26 protein-coding genes and 1 pseudogene are annotated in these 26,744 nt (G+C 28.3%); 3 read left to right on the top strand and 24 right to left on the bottom strand.

The window, feature by feature from the left end; translation table 11 throughout:
- Positions 1–106: 106 nt before the first annotated feature.
- From adhE to ACZJV1_RS06620, 6 genes and pseudogenes are all read right to left on the bottom strand, one after another.
- Positions 107–2,731 (bottom strand): bifunctional acetaldehyde-CoA/alcohol dehydrogenase, encoded by a 2,625-nt coding sequence (gene adhE, locus ACZJV1_RS06645; RefSeq protein ID WP_463651814.1) that lies wholly within the window; start codon positions 2,729–2,731, stop codon positions 107–109.
- A 550-nt stretch (positions 2,732–3,281) separates the two neighbouring features.
- Positions 3,282–4,029: pseudogene (locus ACZJV1_RS06640) on the bottom strand (ABC transporter ATP-binding protein); the annotation flags it as partial.
- A gap of 96 nt (positions 4,030–4,125) precedes the next feature.
- Positions 4,126–4,539 carry a HutP family protein gene (locus ACZJV1_RS06635; RefSeq protein ID WP_463651813.1) on the bottom strand — a complete coding sequence of 138 codons (414 nt, stop codon included), beginning with the start codon at positions 4,537–4,539 and terminating at the stop codon, positions 4,126–4,128.
- Positions 4,540–4,650: 111 nt separating this feature from the next.
- On the bottom strand, positions 4,651–5,100 hold the full coding sequence (locus tag ACZJV1_RS06630; RefSeq protein ID WP_460287874.1) for a MarR family winged helix-turn-helix transcriptional regulator: 450 nt from the start codon (positions 5,098–5,100) through the stop codon (positions 4,651–4,653).
- Between the two features lie 139 nt (positions 5,101–5,239).
- Positions 5,240–5,947, bottom strand: a complete 708-nt coding sequence (locus ACZJV1_RS06625) for an MgtC/SapB family protein (protein ID WP_460287876.1) — start codon at positions 5,945–5,947, stop codon at positions 5,240–5,242.
- Positions 5,948–6,101: 154 nt separating this feature from the next.
- Positions 6,102–6,506: a hypothetical protein gene (locus ACZJV1_RS06620; RefSeq protein ID WP_463651812.1), complete on the bottom strand. Its 405-nt coding sequence runs from the start codon at positions 6,504–6,506 to the stop codon at positions 6,102–6,104.
- A 294-nt stretch (positions 6,507–6,800) separates the two neighbouring features.
- Here ACZJV1_RS06620 and ACZJV1_RS06615 point away from each other — a divergent pair, with 294 nt between their 5' ends.
- A complete protein-coding gene (locus ACZJV1_RS06615; protein ID WP_411170440.1) occupies positions 6,801–7,121 on the top strand; it encodes a YqfO family protein in 321 nt (106 codons plus the stop codon).
- 130 nt (positions 7,122–7,251) lie between these two features.
- Complete coding sequence (locus tag ACZJV1_RS06610) at positions 7,252–8,520, top strand: FAD-dependent oxidoreductase (RefSeq protein WP_463651811.1); 1,269 nt, start codon at positions 7,252–7,254, stop codon at positions 8,518–8,520.
- A 62-nt stretch (positions 8,521–8,582) separates the two neighbouring features.
- Here the strand turns inward: ACZJV1_RS06610 and ACZJV1_RS06605 are convergent, their stop codons facing one another.
- From ACZJV1_RS06605 to ACZJV1_RS06555, 11 genes are all read right to left on the bottom strand, one after another.
- Positions 8,583–9,380: an RnfABCDGE type electron transport complex subunit B gene (locus tag ACZJV1_RS06605; protein ID WP_460287881.1), complete on the bottom strand. Its 798-nt coding sequence runs from the start codon at positions 9,378–9,380 to the stop codon at positions 8,583–8,585.
- A gap of 13 nt (positions 9,381–9,393) precedes the next feature.
- The gene (gene rsxA / locus ACZJV1_RS06600) at positions 9,394–9,972 is read right to left on the bottom strand and encodes an electron transport complex subunit RsxA (RefSeq protein WP_411170437.1); all 579 of its coding nucleotides are present in this window, start codon (positions 9,970–9,972) and stop codon (positions 9,394–9,396) included.
- Positions 9,973–9,986: 14 nt separating this feature from the next.
- Complete coding sequence (gene rsxE / locus ACZJV1_RS06595) at positions 9,987–10,715, bottom strand: electron transport complex subunit RsxE (protein WP_411170436.1); 729 nt, start codon at positions 10,713–10,715, stop codon at positions 9,987–9,989.
- 21 nt (positions 10,716–10,736) lie between these two features.
- The gene (locus ACZJV1_RS06590; RefSeq protein WP_411170435.1) at positions 10,737–11,351 is read right to left on the bottom strand and encodes an RnfABCDGE type electron transport complex subunit G; all 615 of its coding nucleotides are present in this window, start codon (positions 11,349–11,351) and stop codon (positions 10,737–10,739) included.
- 6 nt (positions 11,352–11,357) lie between these two features.
- A complete protein-coding gene (locus tag ACZJV1_RS06585) occupies positions 11,358–12,248 on the bottom strand; it encodes an RnfABCDGE type electron transport complex subunit D (protein ID WP_411170434.1) in 891 nt (296 codons plus the stop codon).
- A 31-nt stretch (positions 12,249–12,279) separates the two neighbouring features.
- Positions 12,280–13,206, bottom strand: a complete 927-nt coding sequence (locus ACZJV1_RS06580) for a 4Fe-4S dicluster domain-containing protein (RefSeq protein ID WP_460287883.1) — start codon at positions 13,204–13,206, stop codon at positions 12,280–12,282.
- A 275-nt stretch (positions 13,207–13,481) separates the two neighbouring features.
- A complete protein-coding gene (locus ACZJV1_RS06575) occupies positions 13,482–14,408 on the bottom strand; it encodes a tetratricopeptide repeat protein (RefSeq protein ID WP_463651810.1) in 927 nt (308 codons plus the stop codon).
- Between the two features lie 28 nt (positions 14,409–14,436).
- A complete protein-coding gene (locus tag ACZJV1_RS06570; protein ID WP_463651809.1) occupies positions 14,437–14,772 on the bottom strand; it encodes a hypothetical protein in 336 nt (111 codons plus the stop codon).
- A 16-nt stretch (positions 14,773–14,788) separates the two neighbouring features.
- On the bottom strand, positions 14,789–15,922 hold the full coding sequence (locus ACZJV1_RS06565; protein WP_463651808.1) for an SEC-C metal-binding domain-containing protein: 1,134 nt from the start codon (positions 15,920–15,922) through the stop codon (positions 14,789–14,791).
- Positions 15,923–16,065: 143 nt separating this feature from the next.
- A complete protein-coding gene (locus tag ACZJV1_RS06560) occupies positions 16,066–18,297 on the bottom strand; it encodes an AAA family ATPase (protein WP_463651807.1) in 2,232 nt (743 codons plus the stop codon).
- Between the two features lies 1 nt (position 18,298).
- Positions 18,299–18,598, bottom strand: a complete 300-nt coding sequence (locus ACZJV1_RS06555; RefSeq protein ID WP_460287890.1) for an ATP-dependent Clp protease adaptor ClpS — start codon at positions 18,596–18,598, stop codon at positions 18,299–18,301.
- 237 nt (positions 18,599–18,835) lie between these two features.
- Here ACZJV1_RS06555 and ACZJV1_RS06550 point away from each other — a divergent pair, with 237 nt between their 5' ends.
- Complete coding sequence (locus ACZJV1_RS06550) at positions 18,836–19,240, top strand: hypothetical protein (protein ID WP_411170427.1); 405 nt, start codon at positions 18,836–18,838, stop codon at positions 19,238–19,240.
- 108 nt (positions 19,241–19,348) lie between these two features.
- Here ACZJV1_RS06550 and ACZJV1_RS06545 read toward each other — a convergent pair whose 3' ends face one another.
- The 7 genes from ACZJV1_RS06545 to ACZJV1_RS06515 form a co-directional block, all read right to left on the bottom strand.
- Positions 19,349–19,897, bottom strand: coding sequence for a hypothetical protein (locus ACZJV1_RS06545; protein ID WP_411170426.1), 549 nt, complete (start codon positions 19,895–19,897; stop codon positions 19,349–19,351).
- A 79-nt stretch (positions 19,898–19,976) separates the two neighbouring features.
- A complete protein-coding gene (locus ACZJV1_RS06540) occupies positions 19,977–20,138 on the bottom strand; it encodes a hypothetical protein (protein ID WP_460287893.1) in 162 nt (53 codons plus the stop codon).
- Between the two features lie 103 nt (positions 20,139–20,241).
- On the bottom strand, positions 20,242–21,573 hold the full coding sequence (locus tag ACZJV1_RS06535) for a PTS sugar transporter subunit IIC (RefSeq protein WP_411170424.1): 1,332 nt from the start codon (positions 21,571–21,573) through the stop codon (positions 20,242–20,244).
- Positions 21,574–22,021: 448 nt separating this feature from the next.
- On the bottom strand, positions 22,022–23,113 hold the full coding sequence (locus tag ACZJV1_RS06530) for a DUF871 domain-containing protein (protein WP_463651806.1): 1,092 nt from the start codon (positions 23,111–23,113) through the stop codon (positions 22,022–22,024).
- The gene (locus ACZJV1_RS06525; protein WP_411170422.1) at positions 23,106–23,426 is read right to left on the bottom strand and encodes a PTS lactose/cellobiose transporter subunit IIA; all 321 of its coding nucleotides are present in this window, start codon (positions 23,424–23,426) and stop codon (positions 23,106–23,108) included. Before ACZJV1_RS06525 ends, ACZJV1_RS06530 begins: the two co-directional genes overlap by 8 nt.
- Before the next feature lie 26 nt (positions 23,427–23,452).
- Positions 23,453–23,761 (bottom strand): PTS sugar transporter subunit IIB, encoded by a 309-nt coding sequence (locus ACZJV1_RS06520; RefSeq protein ID WP_463651805.1) that lies wholly within the window; start codon positions 23,759–23,761, stop codon positions 23,453–23,455.
- Positions 23,762–23,959: 198 nt separating this feature from the next.
- Positions 23,960–26,692, bottom strand: a complete 2,733-nt coding sequence (locus tag ACZJV1_RS06515; protein WP_411170421.1) for a sigma 54-interacting transcriptional regulator — start codon at positions 26,690–26,692, stop codon at positions 23,960–23,962.
- Positions 26,693–26,744: the final 52 nt, after the last annotated feature.

Here is a 26,744-nt window from a genome sequence, read left to right as displayed (position 1 = left end):
ATAAGTTGTATTTATAAATAATATCATATTTTTTTTGTATATATGTATAGTTAGGCAATAAAAAATAGAGGATACTTTTAAAATCCTCTATTTTTTCTCTTATATATTATTTTTTCTTAGTTTCTTTTTTAACTTCTTTTACTTTTAGTCCTTCATAAGCATTTATATACATTTGTTTAATTTCGCTCATTAATGGATATCTTGGGTTAGCTCCTGTACATTGATCATCAAATGCTTGCTCAACCATTTCATCAATTGTTGCATAGAAGCTTTCTTTTAATACTCCTGCATCTGCTATTGATTTTGGCATTCCAACTTTATCTTTTAATTCGTCTATAGCCTTTGTTAATAATTCAACTTTTTCAGCTTCTGTATTTCCACCTAGTTGTAGGTAATCTGCTATTCTAGCATATCTCCAAGCTGCATTTGGATATTTGTATTGAGCAAAGGCTGTTTGCTTAGTTGGTGCATCTGCTGCATTAAATTTAATTGATTCATTTATTAATAATGCATTAGCCATACCGTGTGGTAAGTGATGGAATGAACCTAGCTTATGAGCCATTGAGTGGCAAATTCCAAGGAAAGCATTAGCAAATGCTAAACCTGCTATTGATGCAGCGTGAGCCATCTTTTCTCTTGCTTTTACATTTGTACTTCCTTCATTGTATGCTACTGGTAAATACTTAAATACTAACCTTATTGCTTCTAACGCTAATCCATTAGTATATTCTGATGCTAATACTGAAACATAAGCCTCAATTGCATGAACTAAAACATCAATACCTGAAGCAGCTGTTAATCCTCTTGGCATACTCATCATAAGTTCAGCATCAACTATAGCCATATCTGGAGTTAGTTCGTAATCTGCAAGTGGATATTTAACACCTGTTTTTTCATCAGTTATAACTGCAAATGGTGTAACTTCTGATCCTGTACCAGCAGAAGTAGGAATAGCAACCATCATTGCTTTTTCACCCATAGTTGGGAATTTATAAACTCTCTTTCTTATATCCATAAATCTCATAGCTAAATCTTCGAATCTAACTTCTGGATGTTCATACATTACCCACATAATTTTAGCTGCATCCATTGGTGATCCTCCACCTAATGAAATTATAACATCTGGATTGAATGCAAGCATTGCTTCTGCACCTTTTTTAGCTGCTGCTAGAGTTGGATCTGGCTCAACTTCTGAGAATATTCTAAAGTCTATTCCATATCTTTCTAAAACGTCTGTTATTCTAGCTGTATATCCAAGTTCAGCCAAAATTTTATCTGTTACTATAAATACTTTCTTTTTACCCATATCATGTAATTCTTGTAAAGCGATTGGTAAACATCCATATTTGAAGTAAGTCTTTTCTGGAACTCTAAACCAAAGCATATTTTCTCTCCTCTCAGCAACACTCTTTACGTTAATTAAATGCTTAGGACCAACGTTTTCTGAAACTGAGTTTCCTCCCCATGATCCACATCCTAGTGTTAATGAAGGCGCTAGTCTAAAGTTGTATATATCTCCAATAGCTCCTTGTGATGCTGGCATATTTATTAATGTTCTTGCAGTCTTCATAGCTGCTCCGAATCTAGCAATTCTTTCTGTTGATTTTATTTGATCTGTATAGAATACAGACGTATGACCCATGCCACCTAATTCTATTAATCTACAAGCTTTTGTTAGAGCTTCATCAAAAGTTTTGACTCTGTACATAGCAAGTACTGGTGATAATTTTTCATGTGAAAATGGTTCTTCTAACTCTACTGATTCAACTTCTCCAACTAAAACTTTAGCTCCTACTGGAACTTTAACCCCAGCCATTTCAGCTATCTTGTATGCTGGTTGGCCAACCATATTAGCATTTAAGCCACCTTTTTCATTTAAAATTATCTTTCTAACCTTATCTACTTCTTCACCTTTTAATATGTATGCTCCTCTTGCAGATAATTCCTTTTTAACTTCTTCATAAACTTCATTCATAACTAAGATGCTTTGTTCTGATGCACAAATAACTCCATTATCAAAAGTTTTTGAAAGAAGTATTGAGTTTACAGCCATTTTTATATGAGCTGTTTCATCTATAATAGCTGGGGTATTTCCTGCTCCAACTCCTAAAGCTGGTCTTCCTGATGAGTAAGCTGATTTAACCATTGCAGGACCACCTGTAGCTAGTATTATATCTGATTCTCTCATAACATTTTGTGATAATTCAACTGATGGTTCATCTATCCAAGCTATTATTCCTTCTGGTGCACCTGCTTTAACAGCTGCATCTAAAACTATTTTAGCTGCTTCAATTGTAGCTTTTTTAGCTCTTGGATGTGGTGATATAATTATTGCATTTCTTGTTTTTAATGCAATTAATGTTTTAAATATTGCTGTTGATGTTGGATTTGTAGTTGGAACTATAGCTGCTACAACTCCTATAGGTTCTGCTATTTTAGTTATACCAAAAGTATGATCTTCTTCTATAACTCCGCAAGTTTTCATATCTTTATATTGATTATATATATATTCTGCAGCAAAGTGATTTTTAATTACCTTATCTTCTACAATTCCCATTCCACTTTCTTCAACTGCCATTTTAGCAAGTTTAATTCTATTGTCACTTGCTGCCATAGCTGCTTGTCTGAATATTTCATCTACTTGTTCTTGTGTGTAAGTGGCAAATACCTTTTGCGCTTCTCTTAATTCTTTAATTCTTTGAGTTAATTCTTGTGCATTTGTTACAGCCATTTTAATTCCTCCTACATATCTATATAATAATTTTATTTTCTAAATTCTCTTTTTTGTCTATCGACTAAGTACAAGTTTATTTTAGTATATTGTCTAATTTTTGTCAATCTTTTTTGTTAAAAATTTATCATATTTTTTAAAATTATTTTTCCGTCCTATTTTAATACATTATTATAAAGTTATTTTACACATATTCAAACCATTTTCCCCTTATTATGTTCATATAATATAATATTCGACTTTTATTATCAAGCTATTTTCTGATTATTTGTGTTATTTTGAATATTGATATAATCTAATCGTAACTAATCTCTTAAATGTATATGGCATTTAAAGCAATATTATTGTTATATATATAACAATAATATTTTAATTTCTTACTTTTCATCTTTTTAAATACTCTCATCTAGATTTTAATATACAATTATAACTTAATTACTATTACTTTTCCTAAAAATCATATTAAATATTCATATCATATAAAGGTTGTTATAAAAAAAATAAATAGAAGGTTGTAATATAAATAAAACCTTCTATTTATTCAATAATACTATGCTAATAAAGTTCTATCACTTAAGTCTTCATTTACATTAGCTTCCTCAAATAATTTCATTAATTTGGAATGAGTTAACTCTTCTTTTTCCTTATCTTTTACATCAATTATAATTTGTCCACTATGCATCATAATAAGTCTATTTCCACTTTTAATATCTTGTTTTAAATTATGAGTTACCATAATAGTAGTTACTCCAGTTTCTTTAACCATTTTTTCCGTTATATCCATTATCTTTAAAGAAGTTTTAGGATCTAAGGCTGCAGTGTGCTCATCCAATAATAATAATTTGGGCTTTGTCATAACAGCCATTAATAATGTCAAAGCTTGTCTTTGTCCTCCAGATAATAAATTTACTTTTGTATATAATTTATCTTCTAATCCTAAATCTAATTCTTTAAGAATATTTTTATAATAGTTAATTCTTTTTTTATTTATTGCGAAAGACAATCCATAAATTTTTCCTTTGTTATCAGCTAACAATAAGCTTTCTAATATAGTCATGTTCGGTGATATACCAAGAGATTGATTTTGAAAAACTCTACCTATATTTTTGGACCTTTTATATTCATCCTTATTTGAAACATCTTCTCCATCTAATAGTATAATTCCACTATCACACTCTATATTACCAGATACTATATTTAATAACGTTGATTTTCCAGCACCATTAGATCCAATTATACTTATGAAATCTCCTTTTTTTTACTTCTAAAGAGAATTTAGAAAAAACTTTATTTTCATTATTTTTTTGTAAATAAAAATATTATAAAGTTAAAAATAAATTAAAGTTTAAGGGGCTGTTATTTTATAACAGCCCCTTAAACTTTAATTTTACTATTTATTCTGGAACAGCTCTATGTCCTATTCCTATCACAACCTCATCTAAATGTAATAGTCCAACACTAAGGAAAATACATACACTTAAGTGCTCACCTTTTCTAGCAATGCCTACTTTTCCTCCTACATTTTGACCACTTGCTCTATTCCAAACTTGCATTAAAGCATCTCTTGTTGCTCCTATTACTCCACCTTCATGCAAGTGTTCTTCTCTTATTACTCCATTTCTTTTAGAGGCTACTAAAGCCCTTTCTAATATTTTAGAAGTTGAGTCATTTATATTTCCGCCTATATTAACAGCAGTAACTAATACACTTTTTTTCTTGAATTCAGTTTTTAATTCTTCTTCCTCTTCTCTTGATGAAATAGCCATTCTTACTGAATATTTAGCAACATCTAAACTAGTGTTTCCCATAATATCCTCCCACACTCTAATTATTTACCCCTTAATAATATCACAAATATATTACTGAATATAGTAAAATTAAACTGTTGAAAGTAAATAACTGAAAGTTTATTCCAAATATTATTCTATTGATTCACATTTCTCCTTAAAATAATTATTCAGTTTTTCTAAAGATTCTACAAGGACATCTCTTTCGTTATCTAAAAGTCCACCCATCATAGATTTAACCATTTCATTATGAAATCTTTCGTGTAGCCTATGTGCAACTTTTCCTTTCTTCGTTAACTCTACAAGAACTACTCTTCTATCTTCTTCTATTCTTTTTCTATCTACATACCCCTTTTTAATTAGCCTATTTATTGCTGTTGTTAAGGTACCCACAGTAATCCCTAAGTCTTGTGCAACCTCACTCATCATTCTTTGTTTTCTTCCTATTGCTTCAATAGTATGCATTTCTCTAACTGATAAATCTGAAAAATGTCCATTTCTTAATGTTTTTTCTTCAATCTGTAGTATTTCGTTAAATATCTTTACTAATAACTCATTAACTACATTTTCACTTCTTTCCATAATAATTTTATCCCATCCTTTTTCTATAGTTCCTCAATTAAATAATAATCTAATATAAACTAAAATTCAATTACATAATGAATATTTTTATATAAAATATTTTGATTATCAAAGTTGTTTTACCTTTATTATATTAATATCATTTTATTACATTTAAATATACTATATTTTTATTATTTTTTAGATCATTTAATATAGTTTCAAAGCTAATATATTGAGGCTTTAATATAGTATAAATTGCATGAACTTCTTCTTTTGAACTATCTTCTTCTAATAAATACTCTATAACTTTAATAATTAAATTTTTACCTTCTAAATACTTTTCTATTTCTAACTTAGTATCCTCTAAATTATTATACTTAATTTCAATTTTTTTAATTACATTTTTAGATATGAACCTGTTTTCTATGCTTTTTAAAAATACTAGAGTTATTACAATTATTATAGCTCCAAATATACTTACATAATACTCGCCCATACCTATAGATAATCCTAAACATGCTACCACCCATAATGTTGCTGCTGTTGTTAACCCCTTTATATTACCTTTAGTATGCACTATAGCTCCAGCTCCAATAAACCCAACTCCAGTTATTACTTGAGCGCCTAATCTTCCATAATCTATTTTTATAATTTCACTTAGATCCTTGTTAGCTTCAATAATTGCTATAGCCTTATTTCCTATATCAATTTGTAGCAAAGATATTATTGTAGCTCCTACACAAACTAATATATGTGTCCTAAGTCCTGCTGCTCTGCGTTTTCTTTCCCTTTCATATCCTATAATACCACCAACAAAAACTGAAAATATCAACCTTATTATTATTTCCCTAATACTTAATGGCATGTTTTCCTCCCTTAAGAGTTTATAATATTATAGTATTTAATTTATATAAATTTGCCATCAGCCTATATATTTAGTAAAGCCTTATGAATATATAAACTTATAAAAATAAATTGAAACAATATTATTAAGGGAGCTAATTTTTAGCTCCCTTTATTTAAAGCATTGTGATCGATAATAAAGTTACTATTATTCCTATAGCTATAATTAGATAGTAAAACCTATACTTACTTTCATTATCATATAGTTTTAATTTTTCTATCTTCCCTTTTGGATATATTACTTCAATTTCATCTCCTCGTTCTAAATTAATCTTATTACTTAAATATGAAATCGCTATTCTTACTTTTTTATCATCATCTTCAACCTCTAATATAGGATATAAATTTGCATTATATACTGTATTATATTCAGTTCCAGGCATTAGATAAGTGTAACTTTCAAAGCCTATTACTTTAGCTTTTTTTATAATAGATTTTTTATTTAATATAATGTTTTTCTCTAAATAAAAGAAAGTAAATATAGTTAAAATCAACCCAATAATTGCAAATAAAACTCCCATGGAAATCCCCCATTTAATGTATTATTTTATTATCTTCTTCACTAATATAGTATGCTATATCTTTTTAAAAGATATCTAATATGCTATTTTTCATATTTTTCTAATAAATTCTTTAATTATCTACTATTTTCTTTCACAATCTATACTATTAATAATAATTTATTAGTTTTTTAGGCATTTTATAAACTTTTTTAAATTTAACTTTTGTAAATAATAGACATTTATTTCGTTTACTAATTTACGTTATTAGGCTATTATTTAATTATAGCTATTAATAGGAGGTATCTTGTTTATATGAATTATACAAAAGTTAAGTTTGAAATATATATTCCTTCTGATTATTCAGACAAATTAAGAGAAGCTATAAATAGAACAGGCGCTTTAACTATAGGAGATTATGATAACTGTATGTCTATAAGTGAAGTCTCTGGATATTTTAGACCTTTAAAAGGATCAAATCCTCATATTGGAAAAGAAGGAGACTTATCTATTGAAAAAGAGGCTAAGATAGAATTTAGATGTGATAAAGATTTAGCCTTTGAGGTTATTAATGTTATAAAAAACCTTCATCCATATGAAGAACCAGTTTATAACATATTTCCAGTAATAAATTAAATAATAAAGATATTTGTGGTGGCTTAATTATAGTCACCATTATCTTTATGTTATAAATTTTATTTATAAGTAGCATTTTTATATAATTAGAATAATTTATTATAAACATTAATATATGAGGTACAAAATAATGAAAGTTGTTATAATTGGTGGTGGATTTGCAGGCTGCCAAGCTGCTATACAATCAAGGAAAATGGGTGCTGAAGTTCATATCTTAGAAAGAACTGATATGCTTTTAGGAGTTGGAAATGTAGGAGGTATAATGAGAAATAATGGTAGGTACACTGCTTCCGAAGAACTATCATTATTAGGAGCTCCAGAATTAATAGACATAATGGATTCTTTAGCTATCCATAAAAATATAGATTTTTCTGGTCATAAACATGCAAACTTAACGGATATAGGTAAAGCAGAACCAGAAATCAGAAGATATATCTTATCTTTAGGTATTAATATACATTTTAAAAATAGAGCCATTAATGTACACCTAGAAAATAATACTATAACTAAAATAAAATTATCTGATGGGTCCTTTATGGATGGTGATGTCTTTATTGAAACTACAGGTTCTACCGGATCTATGACTAACTGCTCACGTTATGGAAATGGATGCTCAATGTGCATTTTAAGATGTCCAAGCTTTGGAGGTAGAGAAAGCTTAAGTTCTAAAGCAGGTATAAAAGACATTATTGGAGAAAGAAATAACGGTGTACCAGGCGCCATGAGTGGATCCTGTGAATTACCACGTGAATCTTTATCTAAGGATATATTAGATAAACTAGATAAGTATGGAGTTGTTTCACTACCAATTCCTAAAGAGGATATTAATTTAGATAAATTAAGTCAAAAAGTTTGCCAACAATATGCTTTAAAGGATTTTGCAGAAAATATTATTTTATTAGATACTGGTCACATTAAACTTATGACTTCATATTATCCTTTAGAAAAGCTTAGAAAAATACCTGGACTTGAAAATGCAAGATATATAGATCCTCTATCTGGTGGCAACTCTAATTCTATTAGATATCTAGCCTCTAGTCCTAGAGATAATACTATGAGAATACTTGGCATAGATAATATGTTTTGTGCTGGTGAAAAATCCGGATTTTTTGTTGGCCATACAGAAGCAATGGTTACAGGTGCACTAGCTGGATACAACGCTTTTAAATATATCTCAAAGGAAGAACCATTAATACTTCCTAGAAGCTTAGCAATTGGAGATATAATAGCTTTTGCAAATGAAACTATAGACATGGAAAATGGCAAAAGCATTAGACATACATTTTCTGGTGGAGAGTACTTTCAAAGAATGAAAGAATTAAATTTATATACAACAAATAAAAATCAAATTCTAGATAAAGTAAAGACTCTAAAGCTCCTAAATATATTTAATAAATAAAAAATGTTAGCCTTAAATTAATTTTAAGGCTAACATCTCTTCTTAATTAAATATAGTTACTACTAATTAGAAAATATATTTTTTATTGCTCCTGTTGGACATTTCTTAGTACATAATTGACAATTTACACACTTATCATAATCAACCTTAGCTAGATTATTAACCACGTGAACAGCATCTTTAGGACAGTTTCTTTCACAAAGCTTACATCCTATACAGGCTGCTGAACAATTTTCCTTTACGTGCCTTCCTATTTCAATATTGTTACACTCAACTCTTACTTTCTTTGAAACTGGAACAGATTCAATAAGTCCTTTAGGACATATATTTATACAAGCTCCACAATTTGTACATTTATCTAAATTTACTTTAGCAATTCCATTTATTATTTCTAATGCATCAAACTCACAAACATTTACACAACTTCCAAGGCCCAAACATCCATATGAACATGACTTTGAACCTCCATCAATCATAAGTGAAGCTGTTAGACAATCACTTACCCCTTCTAACTCATATCTTGATTTAGCTGAATCACAATTTCCATTACATTTTACAAAGGCAGTCATCTTTTCAGCGGCATCTACCTTAATACCTAAAATCCCACCAATATCTTCTGCTGTTTTTGCTCCCCCTACAGAGCATAAATTAGGCTTTGCTCCTACTGTTACAACTGCTTCAGCATATGCATCACATCCAGCAAAACCGCATCCCCCACAGTTAGCACCCGGTAAACATTCTCTTAACATTGGTATTTTAGGATCAACCTTTACTTCAAAAGCTTTTGCTGCAAAACCTAGTAGTACTCCAAAAATCAACCCTAGAATTCCCAAACTTAAAGCTGCAAATAAAATATTCATTTTAAATCTCCTCCTAGTGAATTAATCCCTGGAATCCTAAAAAGGCAATTGACATTAAAGCTGCTGTAAATAATGTAATTGGTAATCCTCTTAGAACTACTGGTATATTTTCATTATTATCTATTCTTTCTCTTATAAAAGCTAGTAGCACTATAGATAACATATAACCTAATGCAGCTCCTAAACCATTTACTATAGACTCTATAAAGCTATATCCTTCTTGTATATTTAAAGTTGCCACACCTAAAACTGCACAATTTGTTGTTATAAGAGGTAAATATATCCCAAGTGCTTTATGAAGAGCTGGAGATAATTTTTTCATCGCCATTTCAACAAATTGAACTAATGCTGCAATAACTAGTACATTAGCTATTGTCTTTAAGTATTCTAATTCTAATGGAACTAGCATTCCATTATATACAATCCATGACATTATAGAAGCTAATGTCATAACGAAGGTTACTGCAAGTCCCATACCTATAGCTGAATCCTTTTTCTTTGAAACTCCAAGGAATGAACATATTCCTAGGAATTTTGAAAGAACAAAGTTATTTACAAGCATTGCTGCTATGAAAATCATAAATAATTCCATTTGTTACACCCCTCTTAGTCCTTCTTTTTCTCTTTTATTTCTATTTCTTTTATTTCTATTCCGTTATTGCTTCCACAAGAACCAGTTCCACATCCTGAACAACTTCCGCAACTATGTTCTAAAGATTTAACTGCTTCTCCAGTTCTAGCTGCTTTTCTTATATTGTAGGCATTTAAAATTACCATAAGTCCACCTAAAGTAAAGAATGCTCCTGGTGCTAATATCATTATAGAAGCTGGTTTAATGCTTTCTGGTAATATTTGAATTCCTAGAATTTGTCCAGCTCCTAAAATTTCTCTAAAAGTTCCTATTAGGAATAATGCAATTGTAAAGCCAATTCCCATTCCAATAGCATCAAAAATAGATGGTAAAACTGGATTTTTTGAAGCATATGCTTCTGCTCTACCTAAGATTATACAGTTAACAACTATTAATGGTATAAAAATTCCTAAAGATGAATAAAGACTTGGAACATATCCTTGCATTAACATATCTACTATTGTAACGAATGATGCAATAACTACTATATATGCTGGTATTCTAATCTTATCTGGAATTAATTTTCTTATTGCTGAAATCATCATATTAGAAAATATTAAAACTATAGTTGAAGCTAGTCCCATACCTAATGCATTTTTAGCATTTGTTGTAACTGCTAAAGTAGGACACATAGCTAAAACTTGAACAAAAATCGGATTTTCGGTAATTATTCCATTTTTTAATCTTTCAATTAATTTATTCATTTTTCTCCTCCTAATTTATTATTAGTTTGCACTTGCTCCTGTATCTGCGTCAGTACCTTCTTGTGGTGCTAATTCCTCACCTTTTATATTTTCTAAATAAAAAGAAATTGCTTCATTTACTGCAGTCACAGATGCCTTACTTGAAATTGTAGCTCCTGATATAGCTTCTAATTCATTATCTTTATTAGGAGTTGTTTTAACTACTTCTAAATATCCATTTGCAGGTTTACCTTTAAATCTTGAAGTAAATTTATCTTCTGAAATTTTAGCTCCAAGACCAGGTGTCTCACTATGTGATAGAACTTTAACTCCTGCAACTTTATCATCTTTTGATATACCTACAACAAAATCTATTGGTCCATGGAAGCCTTTACTGTTGATCTTTAATACATATCCAACAACGTCACTCCCACTTACTGCTTCGTATATTTCCTTTACATTGCCTTCTGAATCTAAATTTATATCCATATCTTTAATACCTTCAGCTTGTGGTAATATATAACTTAAATCCTCTTTACTAATTTTAGAATTTTCTATAATTGCTTCTTTAGTTAAATCATTAGCAAAACCAAGTAATAGTCCTGCTATCATAGTTATAATTAGAAGGATTCCTCCTAGCTTAAAATTCTCTTTCATACTCTATTAAGCCTCCTTCTTAACTTTTATTTTTTTAGTTGTAAAATATTCTATAAGAGGAGTAAATAAATTAGTTATTATTATTGCATAATAAGGCCCTTCTGGATTAAAACCTTTTACTGCTATAATTGATGCACAAACCCCTGCTATTAATCCAAATATGTACTGCCCAACTTTTGTCATTGGTGTTGTTCCATAATCTGTGGTCATAAATATTCCTGCTATAAAAAATGCTCCTGGAAGTAATAAGTCTTTTCCAAAATAATTATACATTAGCATTGATGATATTATAAATGTAAGCGGAGCTCTTAAACTAATTCTTCCTCTTAACACTAAATATAATCCACCTATACATAGAGCTAAAATAGAAACTTCTCCTATGCTTCCATTTGCTTGTCCTATTATTTTGTCTATTAAAGGTACTACTACTTCTGAAGTTTCAGATGCTGATGATGTTGCATCTGCTACTGGTTTTGCCATTACTCCAGCCCATGATGCAATTAAAAACGCCTTAGTTGCAGCTGCTGGATTCATAAAGTTCTGTCCAAGACCACCAAAAAATTGTTTTACAACAATTGTTGCAAATATTGATCCTATAATTGGTATCCATAATGGAACATAGGTTGGCATAATAAGTGCTAAGATAATACCTAATACTATTGGACTTAAATCACTTAAAAAAGCCCTTTTCTTTACAAACTTATTCCAAATACCTTCTGCTATAATACTAGTTAAAACTGTTGCAACTATTACTTTAACAGCATCAATTTTATAAAAATATACTCCTGCAAATATTGCCGGAATTAATGCTATAATAAAATCGATCATTATCTTATTAATCCCAAGCCCCTTTTTAATATAAGGTGCTGGTGATATTTTAAGATTTCTATTTTCCACACTCTTCACTCCTATTCAGATTTTATATTACTTATTTGAATGTTTTTGCAGTTTTTATAGTTTGTGCGATTTCTATATTAGAAGGACATACAAAGCTACATAAACCACAATCAATACATTTTTCTCCACCAAATTTAATAAATTCTTCTTTTTCTCCCATTTTATGAAGTTCGACTAATTTTATTGGATTTAATCCTTCTGGACAAATTCTTAAACATTTTCCGCATCTTATACAGCTATAGCTTTCCTCAGATAGTGAATCTTTTTCTGTTAAGAATAGTATTCCTTTAGAATTGTCTGATACTACTGAATCTAAATTATATATAGGTGTTCCATTTATACTTCCACCATCAATAACCTTCTTAAGTTCATCAGCTTTACCATTTAAAGCTTCAAAGACTTCTTTATATGTTGTTCCTTTTTTTAACGCAACAACTTTTCTACCATCTATAGCACTTCCATAAACAGTAGATAATATCTCTACTCTTTTTCCTCCTAAAGTTTGTCCCAATTGTACTACTTCTACTAAATCATAAATAATAGCCTCTTGAACATTTCCATAAGCTTTAGAAATCAATTTATTAGAATATAAATCTGTTATAGGTGATACTTTTATAACTTCTCCATATTCTTTCAATGCTTCTTGTAGACTTTTATCTTTTCCATCTACTACAAATTTCATTTCTGAAATTGACTTAATTTTTTCTAGTCCTTTTTTTAAATCTTCTTTTCTTTCTTTTACTATTGTTCCATATCCATTTAAATTAGGTTGAAAACTAAAAGCTTTAATTATAACTTTTTTACCTCTATTATTTTCATAAGGTAAAATCAAGCTTTCTTCGATTTCCTTAGCATTTAATTCTTTAGAATTATCAACTGATAATTCTAATATGCTAGCATCACTAAGTGTAAATAATTTGTTCAAAACATTTACACTATTAAAAAGACTACTTAACACTATAAAAAACCTCCTACTTTTATGCAAGTATTTACCGTTAAAATATACCACATTATCCGTATATTTTAACGGTTACAATGATATAGTACCATAAATAGAGTATTCTCACAACTTTTGTAATATTTTTAACAAAGTTTTTAATAAAAATTTAAAAATTTTTATACAAAACATTATAAACTCAAGAATCTCCATTAAAATCATAAAAAAGATTTTTTTAAAATTTGTTTTTTAGTTATTTTTTTAACTATTCTCTTTCAAATGAAAAAAGCAAGCTATTACAGCTTACTTTTTAAATAGTCATTATATTCCTTTAAATTTCTTAATTTATCTAATTCTTTGTCCTTCATCATATAATCTAAAAATAAATCATTTAATTCTATACTCTTTACTAAATCCTTAAAAGATTTATGTAATTCATCTATATTAGAGTAAAAACAACTTCTATTATAATATAAAAAGCCTGAATCGCTATTATTTTCTATTCCTTCCGTAATAACTTCTATAGCTTTATAAAAATAATTTTTCTCTCTATATAAAACCGCTAAATTTAAATAACTATATGGATAATATGGATTTTTTTCTATAGATTTTTTATAATATTTCTCTGCCTCATTGGCTTTATTTAGATTTTTAAGCAAAACTCCCATATTAAATATAATTCTAAAATTGTTTGAATCTATTTCTAATGCCTTTTCCATATATTTAAGTGCTTTCTGAAACTCTCCAAGTTCTTCATAAATACATCCTAAATTTGCATTTGCCCATAAATCCTCTGGAACTAAATCTAAAGTCTTATTATAATATTTTATTGCATTTTGCTTATCACTTATTTCATCATATGCATTTGCTAGATAAAAATATGCTCTATCATAGTTATTATCTAACTTAATAGCAGTTTTATAATATTCTATAGCCTCTTCTAAAAATTCATCTTCATCATATAAAACCCCTAAGCCATAATAAGCCCTTGCATCTTTTTCCTCTACTAATATAGCCTCTCTATATTTTTCTTCTGATAAGTCCTTATACCCTAATTTATCATATAAAAGTGCCATATCTAGTATAAGCTCTATATCTTTTCTACCCTCTTCAAATCTATATGCCTTTCTGTAAAACTTTAGTGCTTTTGCATATTCCTTTTCAGTTATAAAGCCTCTTGCTATATTAATATAATTTTCAAAAAGATATCTATTATCTTTCATTTTATGACCTCATTTTAATTTTATTTATCTAATCTGTAAAGGTTCTTATTCCTTTACTTATTATGTTAAAGAAAAATATTTCTATTAGAATTATAAACACTATAACAATAAATATATTCATATTAAAGTATATTGATGCAGATGCTAAGAAAATATATAATGATCCCTCTAATAAAACAACTTCTCCAATCCATTTAGAAAATAGCTTTATATCTTTAATTTCTGAAAGATTAAAATTATTATTTATCATAGAAAAACTTTCTACTATAACTTTTAAAAGTAAAAGTTTCTTTTTTAATAATACAGTTATTCCAAGTATAAGCTCAATAAGTCCCCATATTAATAATATATATTTAAAAACCATACTTAACTCCCCTTTATTATTTACCACAACACTTTTTATATTTTCTATTACTTCCACAAGGACATAGATCATTTCTTCCTATCTTGTCACTATTTACTATAGTCTTTTTATTCTTTTCAATTTCACCTTCTGAATTTCCTTTTAAAGTCCATCTTCTTACAGTCATAGATAGCTTTTTTAACTCTTCTTTAAGTATATTATTTTCTTCTTCACTTTCTATTTCATATGCCTCTAAAAATATCTCTATAGCCTCTTCCAATGAAGCTTCATTTTTTATAGCTATAGAAAAGCTATCTATTTCCTCTTTTAGTATCTTTTTATCTATAACAAAAAGTTCATTTAGAACCTTTTCAAGCCTATTAGCTTGTTTGTTTTCTTCAATATAATCAGGTTTTGCAGCTTTAAATAAAGTCTTTTTATCAAACTTTGCAAAACTTATATCTGTATTTTTATTAGTTTCTTCTATTATTAATCTAGGTTCTTCTACATCTATATGATAAATAATATCCTCATCTAATTGATAATCAAAGCCTAGTTCTTGTCCATCTAAAAGTAAACTTCTAATTCTTTCCTCTTCAAACTCATAATTGTAATCTTCTCTAATAATCTTACAAATATCCTTTATTGTAAGAGCACCATAAAAATAGATTATTCCAGCTGAAAGCTTTATAACTTCTGAGTTTAAAATAGAATTTAATCTTAATTCTTGATTTAACTTATCTTTTATTATATCACATAATTCTTTAGGCGTTACCACAAATAGTTTTGCTTTTTCAACTCCAGTAAACATTATTCCTCTATTTCTAAAATAGTTAGCATTTATCAGCTCTGAACCAAAATATTGTTTTTTACCATTTAAATTTATTATTTCACTTAAGTATGAAAATGCATCAAAATCTAATAAGTTTAATATATAATCAATATTATTTATAATTCCATCTTTAACTTTTAATAGAGCATCTGATTTCTTTAATGATGTAATTCCTTTAACTGAATATTTACTTCCTACTTTCACTAATTCTTCTTTAGTCATTCTATCTAAATGATATTCTAAAGATTCATTATCTTCTACATCTTTCCAAAGCTTTTCTACTTTTCTAATATCTTTTTTTATTATTTCTTCTTGTATTTTACTTATATCCTTATCCATACTAGTCACCTCTTAACTTCAATTAAAAAACATATACAATTATATATGTTTTTTTAATTTGTGTACATATTAAGATTTTTAACTTAATAAAATAGATGATATAATTTTTATCTATATCATCTACTTGTCTTTTAATAATTTATTTAAATTCGCTCTATTTTGAACTCATTATTTTCTATAAACACTTTACACTTCCCTCCTTTTGAAAGCCCTCCAAATAGCAATTCATCCACTAATAATGGCTTTACCTCAGAATTTATTACTCTTAATATTTCTCTCGCTCCAAACTCTTTAGATAATCCTCTTTCACTTATAAACTTAATACATTCACTACTAAATTCTAAATTTACGTTTTTACTAAGAAGTTTTTCACTAAACTTCTTTAGTTCTTTTTCTGCTATTTCCGTAGCTATTTCTTTGTTTATTTGGTTAAACACAACTATTTTATCTAACCTATTTCTAAATTCTGGAGTAAATATTCTCTTAACTTCATCATTTATAGCTTCCATTTTTATAGAGTCTCTTCCAAAACCAACAAGATTTTTACCTATATCTCTTGCGCCAGCATTAGAAGTCATAATTATTATTACGTTTCTAAAATCAACCTTTCTTCCTCTATTATCTGTAAGTGTTGCATAGTCCATCACTTGTAATAATACACTTAAGATATCTACATGCGCCTTTTCTATTTCATCTAATAGTAGAACACAGTTTGGTTTTTTTCTTATAGTGTCTGTTAATAATCCGCCTTCTTCATAACCTACATAACCTGGTGGAGACCCTATAAGCTTTGAAGCAGCATGTTTCTCTCCATACTCACTCATATCAAATCTAACCAAATCGATTCCTAATGTCTTTGCTAGTATTTTTGCTATTTCTGTCTTTCCTACTCCAGTTGGCCCAACAAAAAGCATTGATGCAATTGTCTTATTATCATCATTAAGCCCTGCTCTAGACATCTTTATGCATCTTGTTACTTCTTCTATAGCAGTATTTTGTCCAAAAATATTTTTCTTAAGTTCACCTTCTAAGGCTTTAAGAGAATTTATCTCTGTATTTTCAATAGTTTGTTTTGGTATAAGACAAATCTTTGATATTATTTCTTCAATTATATTTTTATCTACAATTCCATCTTTATAATATTCCTTATTTATATCAACATAAGCTCCTGACTCATCTATAATATCTATCGCCTTATCTGGTAAAAACCTATCACTTATATACTTTGAACTTAAATTTACAGCCAGTTCTAGTGCTTCTTTTGTGTATCTTACATTATGATAATTTTCAAAATTTTCTTTAATTCCTTCTAATATTTTTATGCTTTCTTCTATACTAGTTTCTTTAACCTCAACAATTTGAAATCTTCTTATTAAAGCCTTATCTTTTTCAAAATATTTCTTATACTCATCAAATGTAGTTGCTCCTATAAACCTTATTTTACCCTCTAATAAATATCCTTTTATTAAACTACCACCATCTAATGAGCCTCCATTTAAGGCACCTGCTCCTACTATATTATGGATCTCATCTATATAAACTATAGGATTTTCATAGCTTTTTATTTCATCTAATATTTGTTTTATTCTTTCTTCAAAGTCTCCTCTATATTTTGTACCCGCAAGTATTGATCCAATATCTAAGGAAAATATTTGTGAGTTTTTAAGCTTATCTGGTACATTTCCTTCTTTTATAAGCTTTGCAAGCCCTAAAGTTATTGCTGTTTTTCCAACACCCGGCTCTCCTACATGAACTGGATTATTTTTAGTTCTTCTACAAAGAATTTGGATAGTTCTATCTATTATATCCTTTCTTCCTACTAAAGGATCATTTTCCTCGTTAGATAAAGTGTCTGTTAAATTAATACAATAACTACTTAATATACTCTTTTTGGAGCTATTTCTATTATTAATCCCCATCATATTTATAGAGTTTCTAGTTGCATTATCTTCTCTAGATTTGTTATGAGAAAGTTGAAATAGCAAATCTGATCTATTTATATCTTGCTTCTTTAAAAAATATGCTGCATAACTGTCTTTAAGAGCATAAATTGCTGCTATTATATGTTCTAGTTCAACTATATTTCTCTCACTAAATGCAGCTTGTTGTGTTGCTAATATAAATATATTTCCTATTCCATAGCTTTCTTCTGGATCTTTATCCTGTGATTTTTCTACATACTCATTTATATAGCTTATTAAGTCATTTTTCAGCTCTTCTATGTTACAATTTAATTTACTAAGTATTTCTTTAAAATTTTCTTCTTCTAATGCACTTAGCAATAAATGTTCCGGTGTTACATATTCATCTTTATTTTCTTTTGCCATTTTATATGCTCTAAGTAAAATATCCTTAACAACTTTACTAATATCCATTTTAATCCTCCTCTACTGTAAGCTTAAAGGGAAATTCTTCTTCCTTTGCAATAGCCATAGCTTTACTTGCTTTAGATATAGCTATATCATATGGATATATTCCCGCTGTTCCCTTACCATTTTTATGAACTTCTATCATTATTTTGTTAGCTTCCTCTATACTTTTATTAAATATATCACTTAAAATAGCAACAACAAACTCCATAGTTGTAAAATCATCATTATGCATTATAACTCTAAACCTTTTAGGTACTTTTATATCTACAAGTTCTTTTTCTATTACATTAACATTAGTTTCCAAATTAATTCCTCCATAATTGTAATTTTTTATATAAATCTTATTTAAAATTATAGAATTTTTGATATCCTATATAAATCATACTAAAATATAATTATATATATTATATTATTTAAAGTCATAAAATATCAATCATAATAAACCAACTGATTAAACCTATTTAAAATACTTTTGAGCATTTATCTATTTTCTATGTACCTAATATATGCTAAATCATATATTATAATGAGGTGATAAAAATTGGAAGATCAAATTTTAAATTTAGTAAATATAACATCTCATGCTAAAAACAATACAGATATTACATTACAAGAAACAAACGAAATCCTTAAACAACTACCTAAAATATTAAATCAAATGAAAAGTGTTATTTTAAATACTAGTCATAACCTTGCTGTTTTACAAACAGAAGTCCAATTTATAAAAACTGAACAAGATAAGTTTAAAACTGATATTACTCAAGTGCTAAATATTTTATCAGATAAATATACATCCATAGATAAGGTTCGAGAAGATTTATCTGTGTTAGATCAAGTTTTAGGAAAAAGAATGACTGAGCTAGAGGATGAACTAGTATTAACTCAACAAATGTCGACCAAAAGTTTGAATGAAGTTCTTAAATTCAAAGAACATTGGAAAATCTAGTAGGACTGTACTTCTAATACAGCCCTACTAGATTTATCTTTTACTTTTTAAATAAACTACGTGTAAATTAAAAGGATAAATACAATGATAGCATTTATCCCTTAAAATTTATTTAACTTCCATAGTTCCTGTTACTTTTGATTTTTCATCCATATGGAATGTATTTTTTGCATCTTCATTTTTGAAATAAACATTCCCATCTATTATTGCATCTTGTAATATCACTCCATTTACTTCTACATATACATCCCCTTTAACTGTTCCACCTTCAATTTTTGCATTTTCATCTTTTATTGTAAGCTTTGGTGTAGTTAATGTATATGCCGCTGCTTTAGCATTGTTTTCACCCTTTTTATATAATGCTAAAACTCGAGGTGTTACCACCATTTTACTCGGATCATTTTTGTCAGCTTTTTTAAAGCCAGTATTAAGTACTACTTCTTTAGTAGTGTTAACATCATTTTCTAAAATTACAATCCAGCTTCCTTCAACTGCTTTAAATAGATTTCCTTCGTCTGTTACTCTTGATGGAGATGTCACAGCATCTGTTACTGGTGGTGTATTTTGATTTGTAGTACCATTTTCGGTTTTTTTATTACAACCAACGGATATTAGTGCTACCATTACTAAAGGAATTATTAATGATTTAGATTTCATATCAATGTCCTCCTTAAATTTTTCATTAATAATTTTCCCTTATTTATATTAAATTATTTATACTTAATTTATTTAATAATTAAAAACTTAATCCTGTAAGCAAATAGAACAATAATAAAATACTTATTATTGCACAAATATTAGTAGCTGCTTTTGATTTTCTTTTTTTAACATTTTCATCATTTTTATCTTCTGTTACATAACTAAATAAACTTTCAAATTTTTGTTTAAAATTACTCATAATACCAACTCCTAAAATTTGTGCAAAAAGGATAGCTTTAATACTATCCTTTTTGCTTTTCATTCTATTTTAATATTATTATTTATAGGGCACTTTATCCTTCTTAAGCAATTTCTGCTTGTTCCATTTCTAAGTTCTTCTTATCAGCATAAGCAACGAATGGTAAGTAAATTAATACAGAAACTACGATATTTAATAATGCTACTGCACCACCTTGCCATTGACCAGTTGCTAAGATTGCGGATATTACTGGTGGACAAGTCCACGGAACTATTACTGATGCTGGTGCAACAAAATGTATTGCACTTAATCCATAAGCTATTAAAGCTGATGCTATTGGAGCTAATATAAATGGTATAATATATATTGGATTTAACACTATTGGTAATCCAAATATAACTGGTTCATTAATGTTAAAGAATGCTGGACCTGATGCAATGTTTCTTATTGATTTATTAATAGCACTCTTTGACTTAATTATCATAGCTATCATTAAAGCAGCTGTTAATCCAGATCCACCAAGGTTAACATATGAATCTAGGAATTGGCTGTTTATAATGTTAATTCCTTCAGTATTTCCTGCTGCTATAGCTGCCATGTTTTCAGCTGTTAATGCAAGGAATATTGAACTTATAATTGGTGCTAATATATTTGATCCATGTAATCCAAAGAACCATAAAATTTGTTGTATTAATATTAATAGTAATAATACTGGTAAAGAGTTTGCAAGTCCCATTAATGGTTTTTGTATTAATGTATAAACTTGTAAGTAAACTTCTTGGTATCCAAAAGCTTCTAATATAGCAAATACTATACCTACTAAAGTTAAAGTAATCATTGTTGGTAATAAAGCTGAGAATGATCTTGATACTGCTGGTGGTACTCCATCAGGTAACTTAATAACTAACTTCTTATTTTTAGCTAACTTAGCAAAAATTGTACCTGTAATTAAAGTTGTTATTAATATAGTAATTAATCCTGAAGGTCCAAGCCATTTTGTGAATAAACCAGGTTCCCATCCAAGTGTTCCAGCATCAAATCCTCCCCAAGTAACTGGAGCTTTGTAAGCAAACATATTTGTTAAAATTAAGCATGATGCTAATGTAACTAATCCAGTTGCAAATCCATCAACATCATATGACTTACCTAAAGCATATCCTATTGATATTGCAGCGAATAATCCCATAAGGAACATTGATCCCCCATATACATTTAGCGCAATTACATCTAACCAATGCAAAGGTTGCCCTACAGCAAATAAATCCTTAACTGATTGAATTGGAAAGTTGTGAATTAAAAGACCGAAAGAACCAATAATCATAAGTGGCATTATTGTAGCAAAACCATCACGTATAGCTACTAAGTGTCTTTGAGCACCTATTTTAGATGCTATAGGAACAATATAACGTTCCATCCAATTCATGAATTTTTCCATTTAAATTCCCCCTTAAAATTTTTTGTTTATTTTTACTGATTTTCTCTAGAATGTTTTTTATTGATAATTTCGCTATAAAGAGTAAACCAGTTAATAGCACTTCTTAAAATCCTTTACATTAAAACTTTGTTTATTTTTGTTTTTTCTCTTGCTTATATATAAAGCAATTTGCGTGCCAACTTTTTTCAAAACATTTTTTCTTAAACCCATTGATATATCTAGCTTTCATCAACTGTTTTTTTACACACTTATTTTTTTATTTCTGTGTAATTGCATTACACAAACTATCTAAAAATTTATTTGTGTAATAATATGTTAATATTTCAAACTTTGATAACTTATATACTATAAATAATTTATCCATAGATTTTAAAAATATAATCCCATATAGAGTAAAAAAAATTCTGGCAAAAACCAGAATTTTTTTAACCACTAGATTAAATAATATCTATTTTTCTAATTTAAATGAAAATTTACTCCAAGGTTTTATATAATCTAATAAAAATATTTCATCTTCAACTATCTTAGCAACTACATTTGTCTTTCCAGTATTTTTCATATCCTTTAAAGCTACTTGTAGCTCTCCTGCATATCTAGTGTATAACTCCGTATCAATTAAAATATCCCCTCTTTTTATATTTGCCAAATTATATGGTGGGAAGCTTTCCCCTTTATATTTAACTCTACTTTGAGTACTTCTTGCCATGTATTCTGAAGAATCTCCTCTATTAAAATGAAACTCTTCTAAAACTATTTTTTTATCTAAATCCCTTATTTCATCTACTAATTCAATAGTAAACTCTAACATTTCCTTGTTTAACTCACTTAAAGCTTTAAGTTCATCTTCTGATGCAAAAGCATTTGCTATTATAACATCATCAATTAAATCTGTTGCAAATAAGTGCTTCGCTTGTGCATCTATCGGCAAATCTCTATGCATTTCTAAAGTGCATAGCCCCTCTGATACTGGCCAAGGCCCATATTCTGCAGAAGATGAATTAACAAAGGCTGCTGTTCTTATTCCTAACTCTTTAAATTGCTTACTTGAATTTATAAAATTTTCATAAGATAGGCCTGTATAAATATGAGGATAAAAGTTATGACATCCATAAAGGTTATTTAAATTAGCCTTATATGAAAGTATATTATCTACATATTTTGTCCCATTACTAATGTTTAACTCTATTTTCAACCCGTACTCGTTAAATGTCATAACTGACTCTTCATATCCACTAAACCCCATATCAAGCCTTATACCTGAAAGCCCCATATCTTTGAATACTTTTAAATCAAATATAGATGCCTTTAACTTATTAAATACAGTTGGATCTATATCTGCTATAACCTCCATATCATTTTCATTAGCTACATTTAATATATCCTTAAATTCAGCTAAAATACCGTCAATATCTTTATCACTTGCAGATATTAAACATGTAAATATTCTTTTAAACCCATACTTAGCAGCAAGCCTTATATAATCTTTTATTTTATCAATTGAAGTATTATTAGGATATATTGATATCCCAAGCTTATTCATTCTTATATTCCACCTTATTTAATTTTTCATGAAGATCTATAATTTCTTCTGCTAAATCCTTTACAACCATTGATGTCATTAAATGATCTTGTGCATGAACTAATAATAATGATACTTCACATCTATTTCCTGATGCTTCTCCTTGAATTAAGCTAGTTTGCGTTGCATGGGCATCACCTAAAGTCTCTTTTGATTTTTCTATTAATTCTCTTGCTTCATCAATTTGTCCACTTTTAGCTAATTGCATGGCTTCCATTGCATAGCTTCTAGCTTCCCCACTAAAGATAATTAGATCCATTATAATTTTTTCCATTGGTTACACCCCTTTTACGATTATTGCTACTTATTGCTTATTAAAAGCGCTTGTTTTAAAACCTTTTCCCCATTCATTGTTCCATAGTCCACTGTGTTAATTACTTCCACTGGAACCCCCATTGGCTCGAATTTAGCTTTCATTTTACTTAATAAAAATCTAACTTGTGGCCCTAATAATAATACATCTATTTCATTTTCATGTTTCTTTAATTCTGCCTCTCCAACAGCATTTATTGTACAATCAATTCCTTGAGCCTTAGCTACTGCTTGCATCTTACTAACTAATAATGATGTTGACATTCCTGCTGAACAAACAAGTAATATTCTTTTCATTTAAATTCCCTCCTCATATATAATTCCTTACACTATATCTAATAGCAATTTTAATGCCAAATTGAATTTCATAAAAATTCTAATTACTATTAACTTGAAGGTCCCTTTTTTAGGGACTTTCAAGTTACATTAAAAGAAACTTTAGTGTGTAACACTTAATTACACACTTTTAGATCATATTATATATTGAATCTTATTTTACACAGAGGTCTTATTATTAACTACCATCTTAACAATATGGGCTAACTCATTTTCACCTATATTTACATTATAATTTTCTTCTAAAAGTTTTAAGCATTGTTTTATAAGTATAAACTCTCTATTATTAGAATGTCTAAATTCATTTAACATAACAAATGGAGTTTCTTTACCACCTTTATTTAACTTATCTATTAGAAAACATATATGAATAAGAATACCAATCTTTACTTCATGAATTAACCTAATATTTAAATGCTCTTCAATATGAATTAAAGTTTTTCTTATATCTCTTATTAATTTATATGAATCTATATTTTCTATTTGTTTTTCCATGCTTTCCACTATCTTATGATACTCTTCTTCTTGTAATATAAGTTTTTCTAAATCGTTAATCCCTTCACCTGAAAGTATATCTGCTGCAGATATAAATGGAATATTAGGAACATGAGTATTCATCACTCCAACCATTGCAATAATATTATATTTTTGTTCTAAAGATTCTATATTACTGTAAAAATCATCTTTATCTAATATGTTAAGTGCATGAATCTTAATATTTGTTTTACTATTCATATTATTTTCTATTATTTCTTTTAATCTTTGTGCTGATCCATCTCCAGTAAAGCAGGATGTTATTATAATGCTTTCCTTTTGGTCTATTTTAGATGCAGCTCCTTGAATTCCATATCTCTTAATTTCTAAGCATGATTCATATATTTCTTTTAAACCTCTTCCATTTAAAGCTTTTCTACCAGCTTCAATAACTAATAAAGTAGTAACCATATCAATAGTTTTTACATTGATATCAGTTTCATCCTTTATCATATCTGCAAAATTAGTCAAAGATCCCATATCTACTAATAAAAAGATACCTTTTCCAGTATGAATTTCCTTTATTTTTTCCATAGCTAATTTATACATATCTTCTGCTTTCATACTTAATGGCATATCCAAAGCCTTAACATATTCTTCTCCAATTAGAGAGTTTGCAACTTCTACCATAGATGAAGCTGTAGAATGACCATGCATTATTACTAAAACAGCCACTCTTACATCCTTTGCTTTATCTTTTTCATAAGGATTTGTGGCTAAGAACATAGTTATATAACCGATTTCGTCTAAGGGAACTTCTATTACAAACTTTTTATCTATTATACTAGCTACTTCCATTGCTACTATAAATTCTCTAGCATACTCGCCTCTAATAAAGTTTAGTTTAGGATGAAATATCTTAACACCTTTCCTTATTCGCTCTAGGCTACCTTGAATATGAAGGGCTAACCCAAAATAAACTTTTTCATCGTAATCCCTATTTAATTTTTTTGATGCATATAAAAGAATTTCTTCAACTAAATTAACTATTTCAACATCAACAACTTTTGATATTTCTTCTTTTCTAAATCTTTCTGGCAAATCTCGTATATATTTTCTGAAATATTTTTCTATATCTATATTTAATATTTCATCTATTTCTTTTTCTTCTATTCCATCTTTTCTTAACTCTTCTATTTTTTGCTCTATTCTATCATAAAACATAGTTCCATCTTTAAATTCTTCTAAACCTGTTTTATCTTCAATTAAAGCAATTTTATCTTTATATGAAAACTTAAGCACATCTCCCATATTACTTAATATCTCATCAACTTCATCCCTATATTCCTGTAACTTCATAAGTCCCACTTTCACTCGTTGATGCAAATCTTCTTGATCTACCAATATATAATCTTTATTTTTTGCTTTATATTTCAAAAAGGCTCTTGCACATGAAAGTTGAATATCACTTTTTAACTGCCCTATATTATTAGGACAATCATATAATAAAAATGATATTAAAGCACTTTTATTGAAATAAATACTTTTTGATACTCTTTGCGATTCAATTTCTATAAATTCCCTTAATAAGTAATATCTTTCCTTTATATTTTTTTCTTTTAAGGATGGTAACGTTATAACCATTGGTATTCTTCTACTAAAGGTTTTAAGTAAAAATGATTGAGGATCCTCAGTTGTAGCTGCAATGATTTGTGCTTCTACATGAACTAATTTTTCTGTATCACCTAAAACTCTAAAATAACCTTTATCAATATATGTAAATAACATTTCTTGACCTTGTGGAGATAATCTATGAATTTCATCTAAAAATAATATTCCCCCATTTGCTTTCTTTAGTAAACCATCTCTATCAGAATCTGCACCTGTATAAGCACCTTTCTTAACACCAAATATTTGTGCTATAACTAGTTGTGGATTATCTGCATAATCAGCACAGTTAAATCTTACAAAAGGTGCTTCATCATTTATAACTTTAGACTCAATTGCAAAATTATACATAGCTTCTGCAAACATAGATTTACCAACACCAGTTTCCCCTAAAATTAAAGTGTGTAATCCTCTTGGGGGATATAAAATTGCTGCCTTGGCTTGTTGAATCGGAATCTGCAAACTTAATTTTGCACCAACTAATGTGTCTAGACTATTTCTTTTTTTCTCTTTTACGACTTTCTTATTTTCTTTTGATTTAGATACTTCAGTTCTTACTATAGAACTATATTTTACTGGATGGCCATCTATTTTATCAACTACACCATCTTTATAAAGCTGATTTAAATATCTGCTTACATTAGCCCTATCTAAGTTCATAAAAGCACTAAGCTCGCTTGCTGTTATTCCTTTTTTACTTTTCATTTCTAACCGCTTTAAAGCATCATAAACTTCATTTATCTTACTCATATTTTTTAATATCACCCCAATGTAAACATTTATTTGCTATTAATTTTAACAT

It is taken from the genome of Clostridium sp. LS3, from assembly GCF_055330225.1.
Note: the sequence above shows the minus strand (reverse complement) of the source record. Positions and strands in the feature narration are given on the sequence as shown.